Genomic DNA, 18450 nt, shown 5'->3' with positions numbered 1-18450 from the left:
TGCTATTTTTTTATAAAAACTGAAAGATAAAATGCGCATTTCCTTTATTATTTTGTTATTATTGATTTTTGGATTTTGTGGTTTTTGTATTTCTTATATGCGAGCACGCATTCTTGAATACAGACAACATAAAATGCATTCTCGTGCGTATTATTATGGCTGGTGGACATTTTTGATTACTGTTATTCCAGCTTTTATTTTTTTAATTGTTTGGGATGCTGGGAGTACAATTTATTTAGAATATAATGCCTCTCGAGAGCTTGAGGCGTATAGTGCGCATGTAACAGAGCCTGTAAATCACGATCTACTTTGGGAGACACTTCGAAGTCTCGTCAAAAAGATTCATCGCTTTGAGGGGAATCTTTCTACCGCTTCCTATAAGGAAGTGCAGGCACAATTACTCGCGAAGGGATGGATTTTACCCGATGAAGCATCAGATGATGTGTTCAAAATAGCACAGTCGTGGGTATTTTCTTCTGAAAAGCTTAAATTTATAGGTTATGTTTTCCTTTTTGCTATTGCGTCCTTTGGTTTTATCTGTGGAATGATGCAAATTGCGCCTCATCAACGTGCGCGTAATAAGGTTGAATCTTTTATTATTATTGGATTGATTTGTGCATCTATTGTTGCAGTCTTGACAACAATAGCCATTGCGCTTTCTATGCTTTTTCAGACAGTAAGCTTTTTTCAGTCTGTATCCTTTTCAAGTTTCTTTTTAGGAACAGTTTGGGATCCACGTTTTTCCGCGAGCGGTTCAGGCGATGAAGTAGGACAATTTGGTTTAATACCGCTTCTTGCTGGTACGCTTTATATTGCATTTGTTGCCATGCTTTTTGCTGTACCTATAGGACTATTTTCAGCTCTTTATATGGCTGAGTATGCTTCTGCGCGATTGCGAGCAATTGTGAAGCCATTGTTAGAAGTTCTTGCTGGCATTCCAACCATTGTTTATGGCTTTTTTGCTTTGAAGGTTGTGGGACCATTTTTACGAGATCTTTCTGTTTCTCTCTCAGGTGGGGTTGGTTTTATTATGGCACAAAGTGTTTTGACCGCTGGAGTTGTGATGGGAATTATGTTGATACCTTTTGTTTCCTCTTTATCGGATGATGTTATTACGGCTGTTCCACGCATTTTACGTGAAGGTTCTTATGGTTTAGGCGCAACGCAATCTGAAACAATTAAAAAAGTTGTTATACCAGCAGCACTTCCAGGGATTATGGGGGCTATTTTGTTGACGGCATCGCGTGCAATTGGAGAAACAATGATTGTGGTTTTGGCGGCAGGTGTTGCAGCAAACTTAACACTCAATCCTTTCGAAGCAATGACTACGATGACTGTTAAGATTGTTAATCAATTGACCGGTGATTTTGAGTTTAATTCTCCACAAACTCTGGTGGCTTTTGCCTTAGGGATGACGCTTTTTGTTATGACACTTTTGATGAATATTCTGGCTCTTTATATTGTGCGTAAATATCGGGAACAATATGAATGAATGAAGATTTTTTTCCTCGTCGCAATATTAGTCTCAAGCGTCGATATTGGGCTGAACGTCGTTTTCGTGCCTATGGTTTGATTGCCATTTTTATTGGTTTGTTTTTTTTATTTGCGCTTTTATGGTCTATCATTAGTCAGGGTTATACAGCTTTTTTTCAAAGTGAAATGACATTGTCGATTTATTTGGATGAAAAGATCATTGATCCAAGTGGTCAACGTAAAACAAAACCACAAGTGCTCATGACGGCGAATTATCCACTTCTTGTACGCAATGCTTTAGCAAAGAAACTTAATATCAATCAAAATGATCGAGCCTCTCTTCGGGACGTTAACCGTATGTTTTCAAATGGTGTCCGCGTTCAACTACGTGAAATGGTGACAAAGAATCCAAAATTGATTGGCACAATGCAAAAAGTTAAAGTTTTGGCATCTGCGGATATTGATTCTGCTTATAAGGGACAGATTGATCTGCGTGTAGCAGAAAAAAACCGTAAAGTTTCTAATCGACAAGTGGAATGGATAAAACGTTTAGCGCATGATGGTACGCTTCATAAAACATTTAATATTGGTTTTTTTACATTTGGCGCTTCAAGTCGTCCTGAGACTGCGGGATTAGGTGTTGCGATTATTGGTTCTCTTTATATGATAGGCATCGTTTTATTAGTTTCACTTCCAATAGGCATAGCAACGGCTCTTTATTTGGAAGAATATGCACGCAAAAATAAATTTACAGATTTTATAGAGGTTAATATCAATAATCTTGCAGCTGTTCCTTCGATTGTGTTTGGTCTTTTAGGACTCTCTTTTTTTGTTAATTTTTTAGGATTACCACGTTCAGCCTCCTTTGTTGGTGGTCTTGTTTTAGCGCTCATGACTCTTCCCACGATCATTATTGCAACACGTTCTGCTCTGCGTGCTGTTCCTCTCTCTATTCGTGCAGCAGCTTTAGGACTGGGAGCATCAAAAACACAAATGATTTTTCATCATGTTGTTCCTTTAGCAGCGCCTGGCATTTTGACAGGCACAATTATTGGAGTTGCTCAGGCTTTGGGTGAAACAGCTCCTTTGCTTTTGATTGGAATGGTTGCTTTTGTTGTTAATATTCCTACGACCCCCATGGATCCAGCAACGGCTTTGCCTGTTCAAATTTTTATGTGGGCGGGGGAAGCAGAGCGTGCTTTTGTTGAAAAGACATCAGGTGCTATTATTGTATTGATGATTTTTCTTGCGATCATGAATATTTCTGCGGTTTTTTTACGACGACGATTTGAACGCCGCCAGTAATTTTAATAAAATAACAACTTTGATAAGATTTTTGTAAGGTGAATTTTTGTAATGAAGATTAAAATGCGTGGTGAGGATGTGAAGGTTTCTTATGGAGACAAAGAAGCACTCCACGGTATTACACTTGATATTCCTGAACATCAAGTAACTGCTTTGATTGGTCCATCAGGATGCGGAAAGTCGACTTTTTTGCGTTGTTTTAACCGTATGAATGATACGATTGAAGGCGCTAAAACAACCGGTCTTATTACCTTAGATGGGGAGAATATTTATGACACACGGATTGATGTTGTAGAATTGCGCGCTCGTGTTGGAATGGTTTTTCAAAAGCCCAGTCCTTTTCCAAAATCTATATTTGAGAATGTTGCGTATGGTCCACGCATTCATGGTTTAGTAAAAACGCGCTCTGAATTGCATGATGTCGTTGAAAAGAGTTTGAGGCAGGCAGGTTTGTTTGAAGAAGTAAAAGACCGTCTTCATGATCTTGGAACAAGTTTATCAGGGGGACAACAACAGCGTTTGTGTATTGCACGTGCTATTGCGGTTAGTCCTGAAGTTATTTTGATGGATGAGCCTTGTTCAGCTCTTGATCCTATTGCGACAGCACGGATTGAAGAGCTTATCGATGCATTACGGCAAAATTATACAATTGTTATCGTAACGCATTCTATGCAACAGGCTGCACGTGTTTCTCAATATACGGCTATGTTTCATTTAGGGCATTTGGTAGAAGTTGGTGCGACTGAAATGATCTTTACCTCACCAAAAGAGCAACGGACACAAGATTATATTACGGGGCGTTTTGGATAGGTGAATTGAGGAGTGTAAGATATGTCTATGAACCATACTGTCCGTTCTTATGATGCAGAACTAAAATATTTAAGAGCAAGGATTATAGAAATGGGGAGCCATGCAGAAAGGATGATTGAACGTTCTGTCGCATCGGTTGTGTGTAGTGATCTTCAACTTGCAACGACAGTGATTGCCGATGATGTATTTTTAGATGAAGCAGAACGTGACATTGATGAAAAAGCGGTTGCTATTATTTGTAAACGCCAACCGATGGCTGTCGATTTGCGTGAAATTATTGGAGCCATTCGTATTTCTTCTGATCTTGAGCGGATTGGGGATATGGCCAAAAACATTGCTAAAAGGACGGTTGCACTTTCAGAAATACGACAATCTGCTTCTGTTTATCATGGGCTTGAAACAATTACAGCTTTAGCACTCAATCAATTAAAAGAAGTCTTAAATGCTTATACGAGTCGCCTATTAGAGCGTGTTGACGCGGTGCGTGAGCGTGATGAGAAGATTGATGCTTTGTATACTTCTCTTTTTCGTGAACTTTTGACGTATATGATGGAAGATATGCGCAATATTACGGTTTGTACGCACTTACTGTTTTGTTTAAAGAATATTGAACGAATTGGTGATCATGTTACTAATATTGCTGAAATGCTGCATTATATCATAACGGGTTACCATATGTCCTCTGATCGTCCTCGCGATGACCTTACTTATAAAGTTGGAGTAGGTGAGAAGAAAATAGATTAAAATTTTTCTTATATGTATAAAATAAGTTTGTAGATATGTGAGTATTTTCTTACAGTGCAGCTATAGAAAGAATAAGATAACCGTCTTATGGAAAAGCACAAAGAAGCAACAAAGAGTTTTTTCAGAGAAGCGTGGCAGATTGCTAACTCTTGGTTTGACATATTTGTATATTAGATGATATCATCACTCGTATTGTGGCCGGAGGGGAGTTTTCTAGGGGAATTTCCTTTCAGATCATTTTGTTAAAATTTTATATTAAAGGGGATATCTGTATTATTTTTCGTATGTAGAAGAAATGGATAGCGTTATTTTACTATAATTGAAACGTATGGGTTATTATAGCCTATATTGAACCATGAATAATAACAATATTGATCTGTAAATTAAGAGTTTTTTATTTTTTATTTTGCATAGATACTTTTTGATTACCTCTTGTATTAAAATTTTGCTGAGTGGTAACAATTAGCTATGTACTTTATTGAGAGATACATTTAAAGCTCATTTCAAGACTTGAATATCTCAGAGATTATAGGAATGTGTTGCATAAGATGAAAAAAAATCGTTGGAATGTTTTTGTTACCTGTTGTGTAGCGCCGTTAGTTGTTGTGGGATGTGCTTCAAGTCATTTAGATGCTGGAAAAATAAATAATAATAAGACAAAAACGGTTACATATCCATTGACAGAGCGTCAATGTCTTATGCGAGCGATGTATTTTGAATCAAATCGCACAAGCCGTGAAGGAATGATTGCCGTTGGAACGGTTGTTATGAATCGTGTTAATTCGACCGCCTATCCTAAGACGATTTGTGGTGTTGTTGGTCAATATAGGCAATTTGCTCCTGGTGTTTTAACGCGTCCTATGACGGAGAAAGCATCTGTTGCTCGTGTAAGAGAGGCAGCTGATGCCGTTTTACAGGGTGAACGAGATAAGAAAGTTAAACACGCTAAGTTTTTTCATACCGCTGGTTTGTCTTTTCCGTATAAAAACATGCATTATGTTCAGGTTGCAGGGGGAAATGCTTTTTATGAAAAACGATCAAGTGATGGGGCACTTCAAGTTCCTACAAATAATCGCCCTTATGATGTTGCTTATGCTTTTGCTCAAGAACGTTCTGGTCATGCGCCAAGCTTTATAGATGAAGGCTTAGAGAGTAGGGGAGTAAAGGCAGAGAAAAGTACATCTCATTCGACAGAAGTAGCACAATCCAAGACGTCACATCCAGCGCCTTTTGCTATGGTACAGCTTGATAAAGTTCCTATCCCTGCCTATGCACCTCAACATCTAGCTAGGAAAGAGGAAAATAAAACGATTATGGCTTTACCTTCATCCGATCAGTTAAATGCAATTGTTGCAATGTTAGAAAAACGACACAGAAACTGGTAAGTTTTTCATGACCAAAGAAGGGTTATACACCCATTGCGGTTTATGAATTAAGTGAATTTTAGCGATAATGATATGCATAAGTATACGTAGAGAAAGTGAACTCAAAGGATCTGAAAAACAATTTATAATATGACGACATAAAGAACGCATTTTATTTAAAGAAGGGTATTGGTAATGTACTTTGATATTCATGAGACAATTTCGCCTGAAATGCTTAATCGTCTTGCAGAAATTACAGTGAAAGTGGGGTTGAATTTACAAGAGGGGCAAGATCTTGTTTTAACTGCTCCAGTTTCAGCGTTACCTTTTGTTCGGCGTATTGCATATCATGCTTATAAGGTTGGTGCTGGTGTCATTACACCAATTTTTAGTGATGATATGTTATCGCTTACACGGTTTGAAAATGCTCATACAGCTAGTTTTGATTGTGCTCCTTCTTGGCTTTATGAGGGAATGGCAAAGGCTTTTGAAAATGGGGCAGCGCGTTTAGCGATTGTTGGTGATAATCCTTTGCTCCTTTCCAATCAGGATTTTGATAAGGTTTCACGTTTAAATAAAGCCACTTCAATAGCTTATCAGCCGGCACTCAAGCAAATATCAAATTTTGCTATGAATTGGTCGATTGTTGCTTATCCAACAGCAGGGTGGGCTGAGGCGATGTTTCCTTCTTTATCGCTTAATGAGGCGATTAAAAAATTAGCTGATGCAATTTTTTCTGCTTCACGTGTTACAGAAGAAGATCCGGTACAGGCGTGGACTGTCCATAATGCACATTTGAAGAAACGATCATCTTGGCTTAATGAGCAGCGTTTTTCTGCCTTACACTTTACAGGGCCAGGAACTGATTTGACGGTTGGTTTGGCAGATGATCATGAATGGCATGGCGGTGCATCTATTGCTCAAAATGGTGTTATTTGCAATCCGAATATTCCGACAGAAGAAGTTTTCACGACTCCTCATGCTCATAAGGTTGAAGGTTTCGTTCGCTCAACAAAGCCCCTTTCCTATCAAGGAACTCTGGTTGATAATATTGAAGTACGTTTTGACGCAGGGCGTATTGTTGAGGCTCGTGCATCAACAGGCCAAGAAGTTTTACAGCAGGTTTTGCAAAGTGATGAGGGTGCAAGCCGGTTGGGTGAAGTTGCCCTTGTGCCCCATTCTTCACCAATTTCTAAGAGTGGCCTCCTTTTTTATAATACCTTATTTGATGAAAATGCTGCATGTCATATTGCTTTAGGGCAGTGTTATTCCAAATGCTTTTTAGATGGGGCATCATTGACGTCAGAAGAGATTGCAGCACGTGGTGGGAATAAAAGTGTCATTCATATTGACTGGATGATTGGTTCTGGTGAAATTGATATAGATGGCATTACCCAAGATGGTGTAAGAGTTCCTGTATTTCGTAAGGGTGAATGGGCTTAATTTTGTTACCATAAAACACGGTCATTTGAGGTGGGGTGGGATGTAAGCCTCATTGATACGTTAAGTATTTTAGAGTGTGTGGTATATATTCAAGGCAGGTCTTGGCCATAAAGCCTTTAGTTAAATGACTCACATGAGTAGGAATCCAAGTAAAATCCACTCATCAAGAATTTGTTTAGTAGATGTAGAGGAAGTCTTCGTTCTTTGAGGGGGAAAAGAAGTTAATATATCAGTGATACGATTGGAAAGTGTATAATTATTAAAGAAGAGAGATGCCTGAACTTCCTGAAGTAGAGACAGTTCGTCGTGGACTTGAGTCCGTTGTAACTGATGCAAAGATAGTATCTGTCAAACTTAATCGTAGAGATTTGCGCTTTCCTTTTCCTGAGGCTTTTTCTGAGCGCCTTATTGGCAGAACAATTATAGAACTTGGTCGGCGTGCAAAATATTTATTATTTCATCTTTCTCAGAATGAAACGATTTTAAGCCATTTAGGAATGTCTGGTTCATGGCGTATAGAGAATGATCTTTTAAGAACAGTTTTTTCAACGACAAGTAAATTGGTTAAGCATGATCATTTTGTCATGGATATTCAAACAAGGGATGGTGAAGTTTATCATCTTATTTATAATGATGTACGTCGCTTTGGGTTTATGCTTTTAGTCGATACGGATAAGCTTTATGAACATCCACTTTTAAATAAGCTAGGTCTTGAACCTATGAGTAATTCGTTTTCTGGTCGTTATTTACAAAAGGCTTTTGTTAATAAAAAAATGTCTCTCAAGGGTGTTTTACTTGATCAGTCTATTGTTGCAGGTCTTGGGAATATTTATGTTTGCGAAGCACTTTGGCGGAGTCGTTTGTCTCCACAACGTGGTGCATTTACATTGGCATCACAAACGGCACGGGCACGTGAATTTGCAGATTCTTTAGCACAAAATATACGCAATGTGATTTCTGAAGCCATTTTGTCTGGTGGCTCTTCTTTACGTGATTATATGCATATAGATGGTTCACTTGGTTATTTTCAGCATGCTTTTTCAGTTTATGGACGAGAAGGCAAGCAATGTTTGGAATGTGGAGCGCCTATTATGCGCATTTTACAGGCTGGACGTTCAAGTTTTTACTGCTCACAATGTCAAAAATGAATAAGGCGTCTTGCAAAATCTTACAAGAGGCTTAAAGTCATCGTATCTATAATATAATTACACAAGGCTTGAAAGGTTTTTTTTATGCTGAATAAAGTACTAACACATCTTGATGGAAATATAGAGAAGAGCCTTGAACGCCTTTTTTCTCTTTTACGTTTTCAATCGATTTCTACAGACTCGGCTTACAAGGATGCATGTCGTAAAGCAGCTGATTGGTTAGTAGAGGATTTAAAAAGCATCGGTTTTGAGGCTTCACGCCGTGATACACCGGGGCATCCAATGGTTGTTGGGCATCATCCTGGACCTTCAGATGATTGTTTGCATGTGTTGTTTTACGGACATTATGATGTTCAACCTGTTGATCCATTGAGTTTATGGGAGGATGATCCATTTACACCTTCTTTAAAAGAGAGAGATGGAGAGAAAGTTATTTGTGCTCGTGGAGCTTCAGATGACAAAGGTCAGTTGATGACTTTTATTGAAGCATGTCGTGCATTTAAGAAAGAAACAGGGCAGCTTCCTATTAAAGTTACTATTTTATGTGAAGGCGAGGAAGAGAGTGCTTCTCCTTCCCTTATTCCTTTTTTAAAAGCAAATACAGATGAACTTAAGGCAGATTATGCATTGGTTTGTGACACGTCAATGTGGGATGCGAATACACCATCTATTGCTCTTTCTCTTCGGGGAATTATGGCAGAAGAGATTATTATCACAGCAGCTAATCGTGATTTGCATTCTGGTTATTTTGGAGGAGTAGCAGCTAACCCCATTCGTATTTTAACGAAAATCTTAGCAGGACTTCACGATGAAAATAATAGGGCAACACTTCCTGGTTTTTATGATGGAGTAGAAGAAACACCTCCACATATTTTACAATCATGGAATGCGCTTAATTGTACTGCTGAAAATTTTCTTGGTCCTATAGGACTTTCCGTTCCAGCTGGTGAAAAAGGGCGGAGCATTTTAGAGCTTGTATGGGCACGTCCTACCATGGAAATTAATGGTATTAGTGGCGGCTATGAAGGGGAAGGGATGAAAACGGTTATTGCTTCTCAAGCGAGTGCAAAAGTATCGTGTCGTTTGGTGCATAAGCAAGATCCAGAGAAAATACGCCAAGCGTTGCGTGATTATGTACGTAGCTCAATTCCTGCTGATTGTAAGGTTGAATTTAAGAATCACGGTTCTTCTCCGGCACTTCAGATTTCTGATGATTCATCTTTTATCAAGGAGGCGAAGGATGCCTTATCACAAGAGTGGGAAGTGCCTGCTGTCTTGACAGCCATGGGGGGCTCGATCCCAATTGTAGCAGATTTTCGGTCAATTCTTGGCATGGAAACTCTTTTGGTTGGTTTTGGACTGGCTGATGACCGTATTCATTCGCCTAATGAAAAGTATAATTTAAAATCATTTCATAAGGGGCAGCGGTCTTGGGCGCGTATTCTTGCAGCTTTAGCAAATAGGAGGGTAAATGGCTGAGATTCGTGTTCATCAAGGTGATTTACCAAACTTAGATAATTATCAAACTGATGCTGTTGCGATTGATACCGAAACTTTAGGATTACAACCCCATCGTGATCGTTTATGCGTTGTTCAGCTTTCTTCTGGAGATGGTACTGCCGATATTATACAGATTGCTAAAGGACAAAAGAATGCACCTAATTTGGTCAAGCTTCTTAAAGATAAAGCAGTCGTAAAAATATTCCATTTTGGGCGTTTTGATCTTGCTATTTTAGCACATACATTTGGTGTTATGCCAGAGGCTATTTTTTGTACAAAGATTGCTTCGAAACTCACGCGTACTTACACGGATCGTCATGGCTTGAAAGAAATTTGTAATGAATTGCTGAATGTGAATATTTCTAAACAGCAACAATCTTCGGATTGGGCGGCAGAAACGTTATCACAGGCGCAAATTGAATATGCTGCGTCGGATGTGTTATATTTGCATCGTTTAAAGGTTATATTTGAAGAACGTTTAAGACGTGAAGAGCGAGAAAATGTTGCCAAGGCATGCTTTCAATTTTTGCCTATGAGAGCTAGGCTTGATCTTTTAGGATGGGCGGAAGTTGATATTTTTGCGCATAGCTAACTTTAAAATTAGCTTTTTAATGGAGTTAATTATTGATGTGAGAGGACAAAATGCTTGTACATTATGGACATTTTATCCTCTCATCTTTTCTGATAAGAATTATAATAAATTCTTAAGTGCTATTTCATTTGAAGTTTAGGTAATAAAAGTACTTTTGCGAATTCATATTTTTTATTTTTGTAACAGCTTTTATTTGAAACAAAGCAATTTTGAGGAGAGGCTGAAAACATACGGTAGGTTGGAAGACTTAAATCTCTGCAACCGGTATACAGCCTAATTGGGGGAGAATATGAATGTGTAAATGTAAAAAACAAATCTCATCTTTACCATCATTTTTAATTCGGCTTTACGACTCTCACAAGTATTTAAAGCAATGTCTGTTAAATAATAGAGATTACGCATTGCCTCATGTTTTTAATGGATTTACGTTCTTCGTGTAAAACAGAACGCCCTAAACGGAATATATTTGTGTTGCTAATTCATGTGCTTTTTTAAAGAAACCGGCACCCAAATCCATTTTACAGCGGCGCTTATGAATGGTATAACGATAAAGCCCCCAAAAATATGATATAAAATTCATTGAGCACTCCCATTTTTACGCTTACGGAGTAACAAGCTGCTACCATCACACCACTTTGCCAACTCCCAATGTTGTGTAGCCCTTGGCACGGTTCATAAGAGACATTTTAGTTTTTTAGTGTTTTTTATCCACACAGCTCTTCCAACTTATAACGTGCAAACAAATGGTTTTAATTGATTCAACATGAAAAAGATTTTGAATGAGAGAATCTTATGATATTTAGGGTTCTCAGTCAATATGAATAACGCTAAATTATCATTATAAATCAGTATATTATATGAAGTTCGTATAGTTTATTATTTTCAGACGATACTTTGTGCCTTTATTTATTACTCAATAAGTAATTTCTATGTTGGCAGAGTAGGGCAATTTGCTTTTATTTTAAAAGCAAAATGCTCCAAAGCTTTATTTTTAAGGATTTTCACTTTTTATCTATAAACATATTATTTTTCTCTGGAAATTTGCAATGAAGGTACTAGATAAAATCCATTATGAATATTTGATGAGGTTAAATTTATGAATATAAAATATTTTATTACAGCTTTTGCTACTTTTGCTTCAATCTCTATGGCTCAAGGTGCAAGTTTTTTAGCGTCTCAAAACCTTATACAGAGAGCATCTTCGGCTGTTCCTCCAATAGGTCTTTTTTCTGCTGAACAGCTTTGCAAGTTATTATCTGAAGTTTTTCAGATAGAACTTTCTTGCACAAATAACAGCGAATGCATAACAGCAGCTAAGTTAGTACCTGTGTTACATTCTGGTAAAAAAAGAGATCATTATCCTAAAAGAAGACCAGGGAAAAGAGGACGGCCAAACCCATTTGCACGAGGTCCAATGAGTTTTTAAAAAGTGAAAAAACAACATCAAGAAGTATAATATATGCTTTGAAGTTGAAAAAGAGGGATATTTTTTCTGTCAAATTCATGATTTTTAAAGCAAGGGGTGGTTTGAAAACTTTAAGAAAGATTTCTCATTTTTTCAGCTTTAAGGAGATTTCTATATAAGTTTTAATGTTTATCATACCGGTTGTCTGTCTTTAGGTATTTTTTTCAATTTCGTCTTGTAAAGGAGTATGAAATGATAGCCTACAAATAAGGCTGAAGCTCTGAAAAAGACTTTACTATAAGGTTGAGAGAAGAAAAAAATGGTAAGTATGTCAAAAAGGAATAAATGCCTAAATTAAAAACAAAGAGCAAATGTAATGAAATTGCATGTAATCTTGTTGCAGTTCATAGGGTAGTGGAGATCTTGTTCTGTCGGGTACAAGCATTCTTTACAGTGATGAAAAAATAATCAAAGAGCTATTCACATTTGGTTATACGAAGGATGAAGCTAAAAACGTTGTTTGTATGAATTTAAATGGAACAGTTACATTTAGCTGCTCTCAATATTGTAACGGTCTTCACTATTACAATATTGAGAGTATTAATAGGAAGCATTTTAGCTTTTAAATAGTTTTATTTATTCACACACTTGCTCGTTTGTGAGGTGCTGGGGGGGCTTTAATATAAAAAGGCTTAAGATAAGAACATCTTCAATATTGCAGACGAATTAATATAAAAGATATTTTTTCATTATAAATCAATATATTATATTTTCATTCCAATAGCACACGCTTTACACGGAGGGTACTGTGGCGCAGTTTTTTTATCAAAATGATAAAGGAGAGAAAACGTGAGGAAAAGAGATCATTTGTGCATGGGCATAGTTTAATTCTCATTTATTACAGATCAAGCAATTAAGGGTACTTTGATTGGCTTTTTGTTTTTTTTATAAGTGTATCATTTTTGCTACAGATATCTGAAGATGGGGCTCTATATGAAATGGTGTGTTCAAATAAATATTCAGCTATGGAGAGAAAATATGAATATGAAATGGTTAATAACAGCTTCTGCTTTCGCTTTTGTTTCAGCTTCAGCAGCTCAAGCAGCAGATGTTATTGTTCCCCCCAGTCCAACACCTGTTGCTCCCGTTATTGTTGCTCCAACTTTTTCTTGGACAGGTTTTTATGTTGGGGGGCAGATTGGTGGTTTTTCGGGTAAGACGAAAATGGATATTCTCAGTAACGGAAAAAAGATTCCAGCACCTGATGACCTTTTGCCTAAACTATCTGGTTTCATGGGTGGTTTTTACGCAGGTTCCAACGTTGATCTCGGCAATGGCCTTATTTTAGGTGTTGATACAGATATCATGTGGTCTAATAAAGATGACACGAAGACAGGAAAAACATATGTTATTCTTCCAGATCACATAAATTATATTAAGAAGATATTAACAGAATCTGGAATTAATATTGGTAAAGATGCGCTTGTACCTGGTGATAAACGAACCCACAGTTTCACTTTTAAAGAAAAGTGGGCTGGTGCGACACGTGTACGTATTGGTTTTGCAGCTGAACGCATTATGCCTTATGTTGCTGGTGGTATCGCCTATACACAGCTTCAAGATAGTGCATTGATTTCAATAACAGGGAAAGATTCAGATAAAGTAATAGCTTCTGGTACTCTGTCTGATGAAACAAAGACCCTTGTTGGTTACACGCTTGGTGCTGGTGTTGATTTAGCAATGACCAATAACGTTATTGTCCGTGCGGAATATCGTTACTCAGATTTTGGTAAAAAGAAATTCTCAAATGATAAATATGAGACATCTTACAAAACCAATGACTTCCGTGTTGGTGTTGCTTACAAATTTTAAAAGATGGTAAGTAAAATAACAGAGGCTCTGTCAAAGATAGAGCCTTTGTTATTCTTTGTTGCTATATTATCACACAACACATAATTTATTGTGGATGTGAAAAGATATTATTCAGATTTTTTAAAAAAAATTCATAGACAACAAAAAAAAATTACATTTAAAAATCAATAATATATATATATATATATCTTTAGGTTTCTCGTACAAAATCAAGTTATGAAGCAATTTTGTCTGGGATGTGCCCTCCATTTTCTGTGACTGTATCATTTTTACTACAGCTTTTCTTTCTGTAATCTTGTAGCACTGTGCTCATAAATAAATTAGGAGCAAAGTTTATGAATATAAAATCTTTAGTAACAACTTCTGTTATCGCTATAGCGGCAGCTTCTGCAGCACAAGCTGCTGATGTTGTCATCCCTCATGAAACAGCCCCAGCAGTCATCGCAGCAGCCCCTTCATTTTCTTGGACAGGCTTTTATATCGGTGGTCAAGTTGGTAACTTTTCAGGTAAAGTTGATGAATATGATTCAGAAACAAAAAAGAAAATTACAGATAAAGACTGGACACCTAAGCCTTCCGGTTTCATGGGGGGTATTTATGTAGGTTCTAACGTGGATCTTGGAAATGGCCTCATTCTAGGTGTTGAAACTGATGCCGTCTGGGCTGACCGCGAAGATTCAAAAGCGCATTCAGCAGTCATTGGAGCAATTGGCCTTGATGCTTTCAAAGATGAGCTTATAGCAGCGAAAGCTACACCTGCTACAGGAAAAACTATTACTGGTATCGCGGCGACTGACAAACGTGTAGATAGCACCTCTATAAAAGAAAAATGGTCTGGTGCAACACGCGTTCGTGTTGGTTTTGCAGCCGTTGATCGCATTATGCCTTATGTTGCTGGTGGTATTGCTTATACGCAGCTCCAGATAGTCGATTCTCTTAAGGCGGAAGGAGCTGATGGTGCCGAAATCGCTTCTGCTAAAGTGTTTGATGAAACGAAAACGATGGTTGGTTTCACTGTAGGTGGTGGTATTGACTTTGCAATGACAGACAATGTTCTGTTGCGTGCAGAATACCGTTACTCAGACTTTGGTAAAAAAGCATTTGTAAAGGACGGGGATAAAATAGCTTACAAAACCAATGATTTCCGTGTAGGTGTTGCATACAAATTCTAATTTCGTCAACAACGAAATGATGAAGATAAAATAAATTGTCATGAGGCTCTGTTAAAGACGGAGCCTCTGTTATTTTTCTATTGTTATATTATTACACACTCCATATTTATTGGCGGTGTAAAAGATATTATTCAGATTTCCTTAAAAAGATTTTTATAAACGACAGGCAATAATTACGCGGTAAAATCAATGAATTATACGTATTCATAACTTACAATTTCTTGTGAAACGTGAAGTTATGAAATGACTTTATCTTGCGTCAGCTTTCGTTTCCTATGATTGTATCATTTTACTACAGTGTTTTTTTGTAGTCGTATAATACTGTGCTCGTAAATAAATGAGGAGCAAAGTTTACGAATATAAAATCTTCAGTAACAACTTTTGTTATCGCTATGACTACAGCTTCTGCGGCACAAGCTGCTGATATTGTCATTCCTCGTAAAAAAGCTCCAACAGTTATCATAGCTCTTTCGTTTTCTTAGACAGGTTTTTATCTTGGTGGTCAAGTTGGCAACTTTTCAAGTCAAAGTTTATGTATTTGATTTAGAGACAAAAGAAAAAAACTTCAGATAAAGATGCACTACCTAAGCCTTCAGGTTTCATAGGTGGTATTTATTTTAGGTTCCAACGTAGATCTTAGAAATGTCCTAGGTGTTGAAACCGATGCAGTCTGGGCAGACTGAGGAGAGACGAAGACGGTCTCAAAGATTCTTGCGATTGATGAATTTGATGATTTTAATGATGAATTTAAAGATGCTGGTGTCACATTGGATGAAAATGAAAAGTTTCAAAAGGGTGACACAGCAGTGTATTGCATTGGTTTCAAAGAAAATGGTCTGGTGCAACACGGGTTCGTGTTGGTTTTTCCGTCGCTGACAGTATTATGCCTTATGTGGCTGATGGTATTGCTTATGCGCAAATACAGGGTGTTGGTAAAGTTTCAGGAACAAACAAAATTGGCAAATGGGTAAGCCAAGTAAAGAAGTTTCTGCTACAGTATTTGATAAAATAAAAACGATGGAGGGTTTCACCCTTGGTGGTGGTATAGATTTCGCGATGACAGATCATGTTCTGCTTCGTGCGGAGTACCGTTACTCAGACTTTGGTAAGAAGGAATATAAAAAGTATTACCTTAAACTAGGCTACACAACCAATGACTTTCACGTAGGTATCGCTTACAAGTTCTAATTTCATCAAAAGTGCAATTATGAATAAAAAGTATTAATAAAAAATTAAATTTCCAAAAGATATTGACTTTTACAAAAGCGCTGTTTTCTGGGCTTTTATTTGTACGACTGTGACATTTTTACTACAGCTTTTCTATCTATAATCTTGTAAGGTCATTTTATAGTTAATTTAGGAGCAAAATTATGAATACAAAATCTTTAATAGCAACTTCTATTGCCGCTTTAATTTCAGCTTCTGCAGCACAAGCTGCTGACGTGGTGATCCCTCGTGAAACAGCCCCAGCAGTTATCGCAGCAGCCCCTTCGTTTTCTTGGACAGGCTTTTATCTTGGTGGTCAAGTTGGTAACTTTTCGAGTAAAACTAAAGTAACTATTCCAGGAGAAGATAAAGAACTTTTCAAAAAAGATAACACACCTAGTCCTTCTGGTTTCATGGGTGGGATTTATGCCGGATCTAACGTAGACCTTGGAAATGGTCTCATTCTCGGTGTTGAAACCGATGCAGTTTGGGCAGACCGTGAAGAATCAAAAACAGCCCGTGAATTGACTCTTACTAAAGAAGATGTGGCATTTTTTAATAATGCCCTTGAAAAAGCTAAGGTTGAATTAAAAGATCAGCAACGGTTTGAAATAGGTGACAAGGTAACGGAAAAGCACAGTTACAAAGAAAAATGGTCTGGTGCTACACGCGTTCGTATCGGTTTTGCTGCTGTTGACCGTATTATGCCTTATGTTGCTGGTGGTATTGCCTATGCGCAGGTACAGGGTATTCAATCAGTTACAGGAAAAGGAGAGAGAGTTAAAGTTGAACAGAAAGCTGATGTGGTTGAAAACCCATCAATTAAGAAAAATGTAGATTTGACTGGTGGTACTTGGGCCGATGACACGAAGACAATGGTTGGTTTCACTATTGGCGGCGGTGTTGACTTTGCAATGACCGACAACGTTCTTTTACGTGCAGAATACCGTTACTCCGATTTTGGTAAAAAGAAATTCGCCAACGATACACGTGAATTCAACTACAAAACCAATGACTTCCGTGTAGGTGTCGCTTACAAATTCTAATTTCGTAAAAATGAAATTATTAGCACAAAAAATACTAAGGCCTCGTTTAACGGGGCCTTTATTTTATTAGCTCTCTATTTTATTTCTCTTAATCTCTTTTATTTTTTATTGGTATCATTTTGTATTATAAGGCTTAAAAAAGTTTTATATTATAAAAGGCGAATTAGTAGTATGCAGTGATTTTATAACTACTTATTACATAAAATCTTATATTACGGCTATCATTTTACACTTAAGTGAAAAGTATTTAATTAATCTCAGAAATAAGACAATATCATAACCAGTGACGAACTTTAGTCTACTTTTATATACTAGATTAGAGCGAGCATACTACATATATCTGTTAGAGTAAGTTCTGAAACGGGAATACAGCCTCATTGGGGAAGAATATAAAGTTACAAAGAGAAAAACTAGTTTCCAACTTTATCATCTTCTTTTAATTTAGCTTTACGTTTTTGTTTATTGCATTTCTTAATGGGATCATACTCCTCATGCAAAACAGAACGCCCTAAACGGAATACACTTGTTGTTGTGTATTCACACATTTGTTTTAAATAAATATTTTTCAAAGTACATCAAGCCCACTTCTCTCTGGAAAAGATATCCATATTGCTGCTTCCGATATAGATGCCAAGGGCAATGTTGGACTTGGCGCCCAAGGGGAGGTAACAATAGGGGTGAGAAACGATGAGATGGAGTATCATCTTCGCACCAAAAACACGAAAGTGGACATGCAAGCTTCTCATGCCGTTGGCTCTTCGATAAAATCGGGAGGTGATACCACTGTCATTGCAGGGCAGGATGGCAAACCGCATGATCTTAGCATCACAGGCCGTTCCATTGCGGCTGATGGCACGGTAGGGCTGAAAGCCAGCAACGATGTCCTGATCAATAAAGCAGAGGATAGCTTACATTATGAGATGTCGTACCATAAAGACGGGGGGGTGTTTAGTAGCAGCAAATCTGAGGATAACAAGATGGATGTGAGCCAAGTTGTGGGGTCAAGCATAACAGGGGGTGAAGGCATTGCCATTGATTCCGGAAACAACACGGAAGTTGTAGCCTCGACGCTCATAGCCGGTAAGGCAGAGGAAACGTCAGGAGAGAAAGCACCAGGAGAACAGAAACAAGCGGATATTACCATTCACTCTGGGGGAAAGATTACTATCAAAAGCGCCCAAGAACACTTGGACCAGCAAGCACAATCGTCATCAAATAGCTTTTTGCATGAGAAATCGTCCGATACATCTCAATCGCATACCACAGCGGTCTCCTCTATCCTTGGGGCAACGGGCAACATCGTGTTAGACGCACAAGGAGAAGCCAAGATTTCTGCTTCTCATCTTCTTTCCGGTCAAGATATCAATGTG

General features: G+C 37.7%; 13 protein-coding genes and 3 pseudogenes. 15 read left to right on the top strand and 1 reads right to left on the bottom strand.

Annotated elements, in window-relative coordinates; genetic code table 11:
* Nucleotides 1–31: 31 nt before the first annotated feature.
* The 9 genes from pstC to ACFILD_RS06970 all read left to right on the top strand — a co-directional run bounded on the left by pstC (nucleotide 32) and on the right by ACFILD_RS06970 (nucleotide 10379).
* Complete coding sequence (pstC, locus tag ACFILD_RS07010; RefSeq protein WP_375664931.1) at nucleotides 32–1492, top strand: phosphate ABC transporter permease subunit PstC; 1461 nt, start codon at nucleotides 32–34, stop codon at nucleotides 1490–1492.
* The gene (gene pstA / locus ACFILD_RS07005) at nucleotides 1489–2778 is read left to right on the top strand and encodes a phosphate ABC transporter permease PstA (protein WP_273790566.1); all 1290 of its coding nucleotides are present in this window, start codon (nucleotides 1489–1491) and stop codon (nucleotides 2776–2778) included. Before pstC ends, pstA begins: the two co-directional genes overlap by 4 nt.
* A 51-nt stretch (nucleotides 2779–2829) precedes the next feature.
* Nucleotides 2830–3588: a phosphate ABC transporter ATP-binding protein PstB gene (gene pstB, locus ACFILD_RS07000; protein WP_273790565.1), complete on the top strand. Its 759-nt coding sequence runs from the start codon at nucleotides 2830–2832 to the stop codon at nucleotides 3586–3588.
* 21 nt (nucleotides 3589–3609) lie between these two features.
* On the top strand, nucleotides 3610–4332 hold the full coding sequence (gene phoU / locus ACFILD_RS06995; RefSeq protein WP_273790564.1) for a phosphate signaling complex protein PhoU: 723 nt from the start codon (nucleotides 3610–3612) through the stop codon (nucleotides 4330–4332).
* Nucleotides 4333–4880: 548 nt separating this feature from the next.
* Nucleotides 4881–5717, top strand: coding sequence for a cell wall hydrolase (locus tag ACFILD_RS06990; protein ID WP_375664929.1), 837 nt, complete (start codon nucleotides 4881–4883; stop codon nucleotides 5715–5717).
* A gap of 174 nt (nucleotides 5718–5891) precedes the next feature.
* A complete protein-coding gene (locus ACFILD_RS06985; protein WP_375664928.1) occupies nucleotides 5892–7139 on the top strand; it encodes an aminopeptidase in 1248 nt (415 codons plus the stop codon).
* A gap of 272 nt (nucleotides 7140–7411) precedes the next feature.
* Nucleotides 7412–8287 carry a bifunctional DNA-formamidopyrimidine glycosylase/DNA-(apurinic or apyrimidinic site) lyase gene (gene mutM / locus ACFILD_RS06980; RefSeq protein WP_375664067.1) on the top strand — a complete coding sequence of 292 codons (876 nt, stop codon included), beginning with the start codon at nucleotides 7412–7414 and terminating at the stop codon, nucleotides 8285–8287.
* An 84-nt stretch (nucleotides 8288–8371) separates the two neighbouring features.
* Nucleotides 8372–9766, top strand: a complete 1395-nt coding sequence (locus tag ACFILD_RS06975; protein WP_273790560.1) for a M20/M25/M40 family metallo-hydrolase — start codon at nucleotides 8372–8374, stop codon at nucleotides 9764–9766.
* Complete coding sequence (locus ACFILD_RS06970) at nucleotides 9759–10379, top strand: ribonuclease D (protein WP_273790559.1); 621 nt, start codon at nucleotides 9759–9761, stop codon at nucleotides 10377–10379. Before ACFILD_RS06975 ends, ACFILD_RS06970 begins: the two co-directional genes overlap by 8 nt.
* A gap of 250 nt (nucleotides 10380–10629) precedes the next feature.
* Here ACFILD_RS06970 and ACFILD_RS06965 read toward each other — a convergent pair.
* Nucleotides 10630–11064, bottom strand: a pseudogene (locus ACFILD_RS06965) (integrase); the annotation flags it as partial.
* A gap of 411 nt (nucleotides 11065–11475) precedes the next feature.
* On the opposite strand from ACFILD_RS06965, the gene ACFILD_RS06960 reads away from it, so the two are divergent.
* The 6 genes and pseudogenes from ACFILD_RS06960 to ACFILD_RS06935 form a co-directional block, all read left to right on the top strand.
* Nucleotides 11476–11805 carry a hypothetical protein gene (locus ACFILD_RS06960; protein WP_375664927.1) on the top strand — a complete coding sequence of 110 codons (330 nt, stop codon included), beginning with the start codon at nucleotides 11476–11478 and terminating at the stop codon, nucleotides 11803–11805.
* Between the two features lie 1017 nt (nucleotides 11806–12822).
* Entirely contained in the window at nucleotides 12823–13656 is an 834-nt protein-coding gene (locus ACFILD_RS06955) for an outer membrane protein (RefSeq protein ID WP_375631054.1), read from the top strand.
* 335 nt (nucleotides 13657–13991) lie between these two features.
* Nucleotides 13992–14828 (top strand): porin, encoded by an 837-nt coding sequence (locus ACFILD_RS06950; protein ID WP_375652515.1) that lies wholly within the window; start codon nucleotides 13992–13994, stop codon nucleotides 14826–14828.
* A 392-nt stretch (nucleotides 14829–15220) separates the two neighbouring features.
* A pseudogene (locus ACFILD_RS06945) lies at nucleotides 15221–16016 on the top strand (outer membrane protein).
* Nucleotides 16017–16198: 182 nt separating this feature from the next.
* Complete coding sequence (locus ACFILD_RS06940) at nucleotides 16199–17080, top strand: outer membrane protein (protein ID WP_375664069.1); 882 nt, start codon at nucleotides 16199–16201, stop codon at nucleotides 17078–17080.
* Between the two features lie 584 nt (nucleotides 17081–17664).
* Nucleotides 17665–18450, top strand: a pseudogene (locus ACFILD_RS06935) (hemagglutinin repeat-containing protein); the annotation flags it as partial.

The organism is Bartonella sp. CL162QHHD (assembly GCF_042195435.1).
Classification (GTDB): Bacteria; Pseudomonadota; Alphaproteobacteria; order Rhizobiales; family Rhizobiaceae; genus Bartonella.
This window is presented reverse-complemented; position numbering and strand designations above follow the sequence as displayed.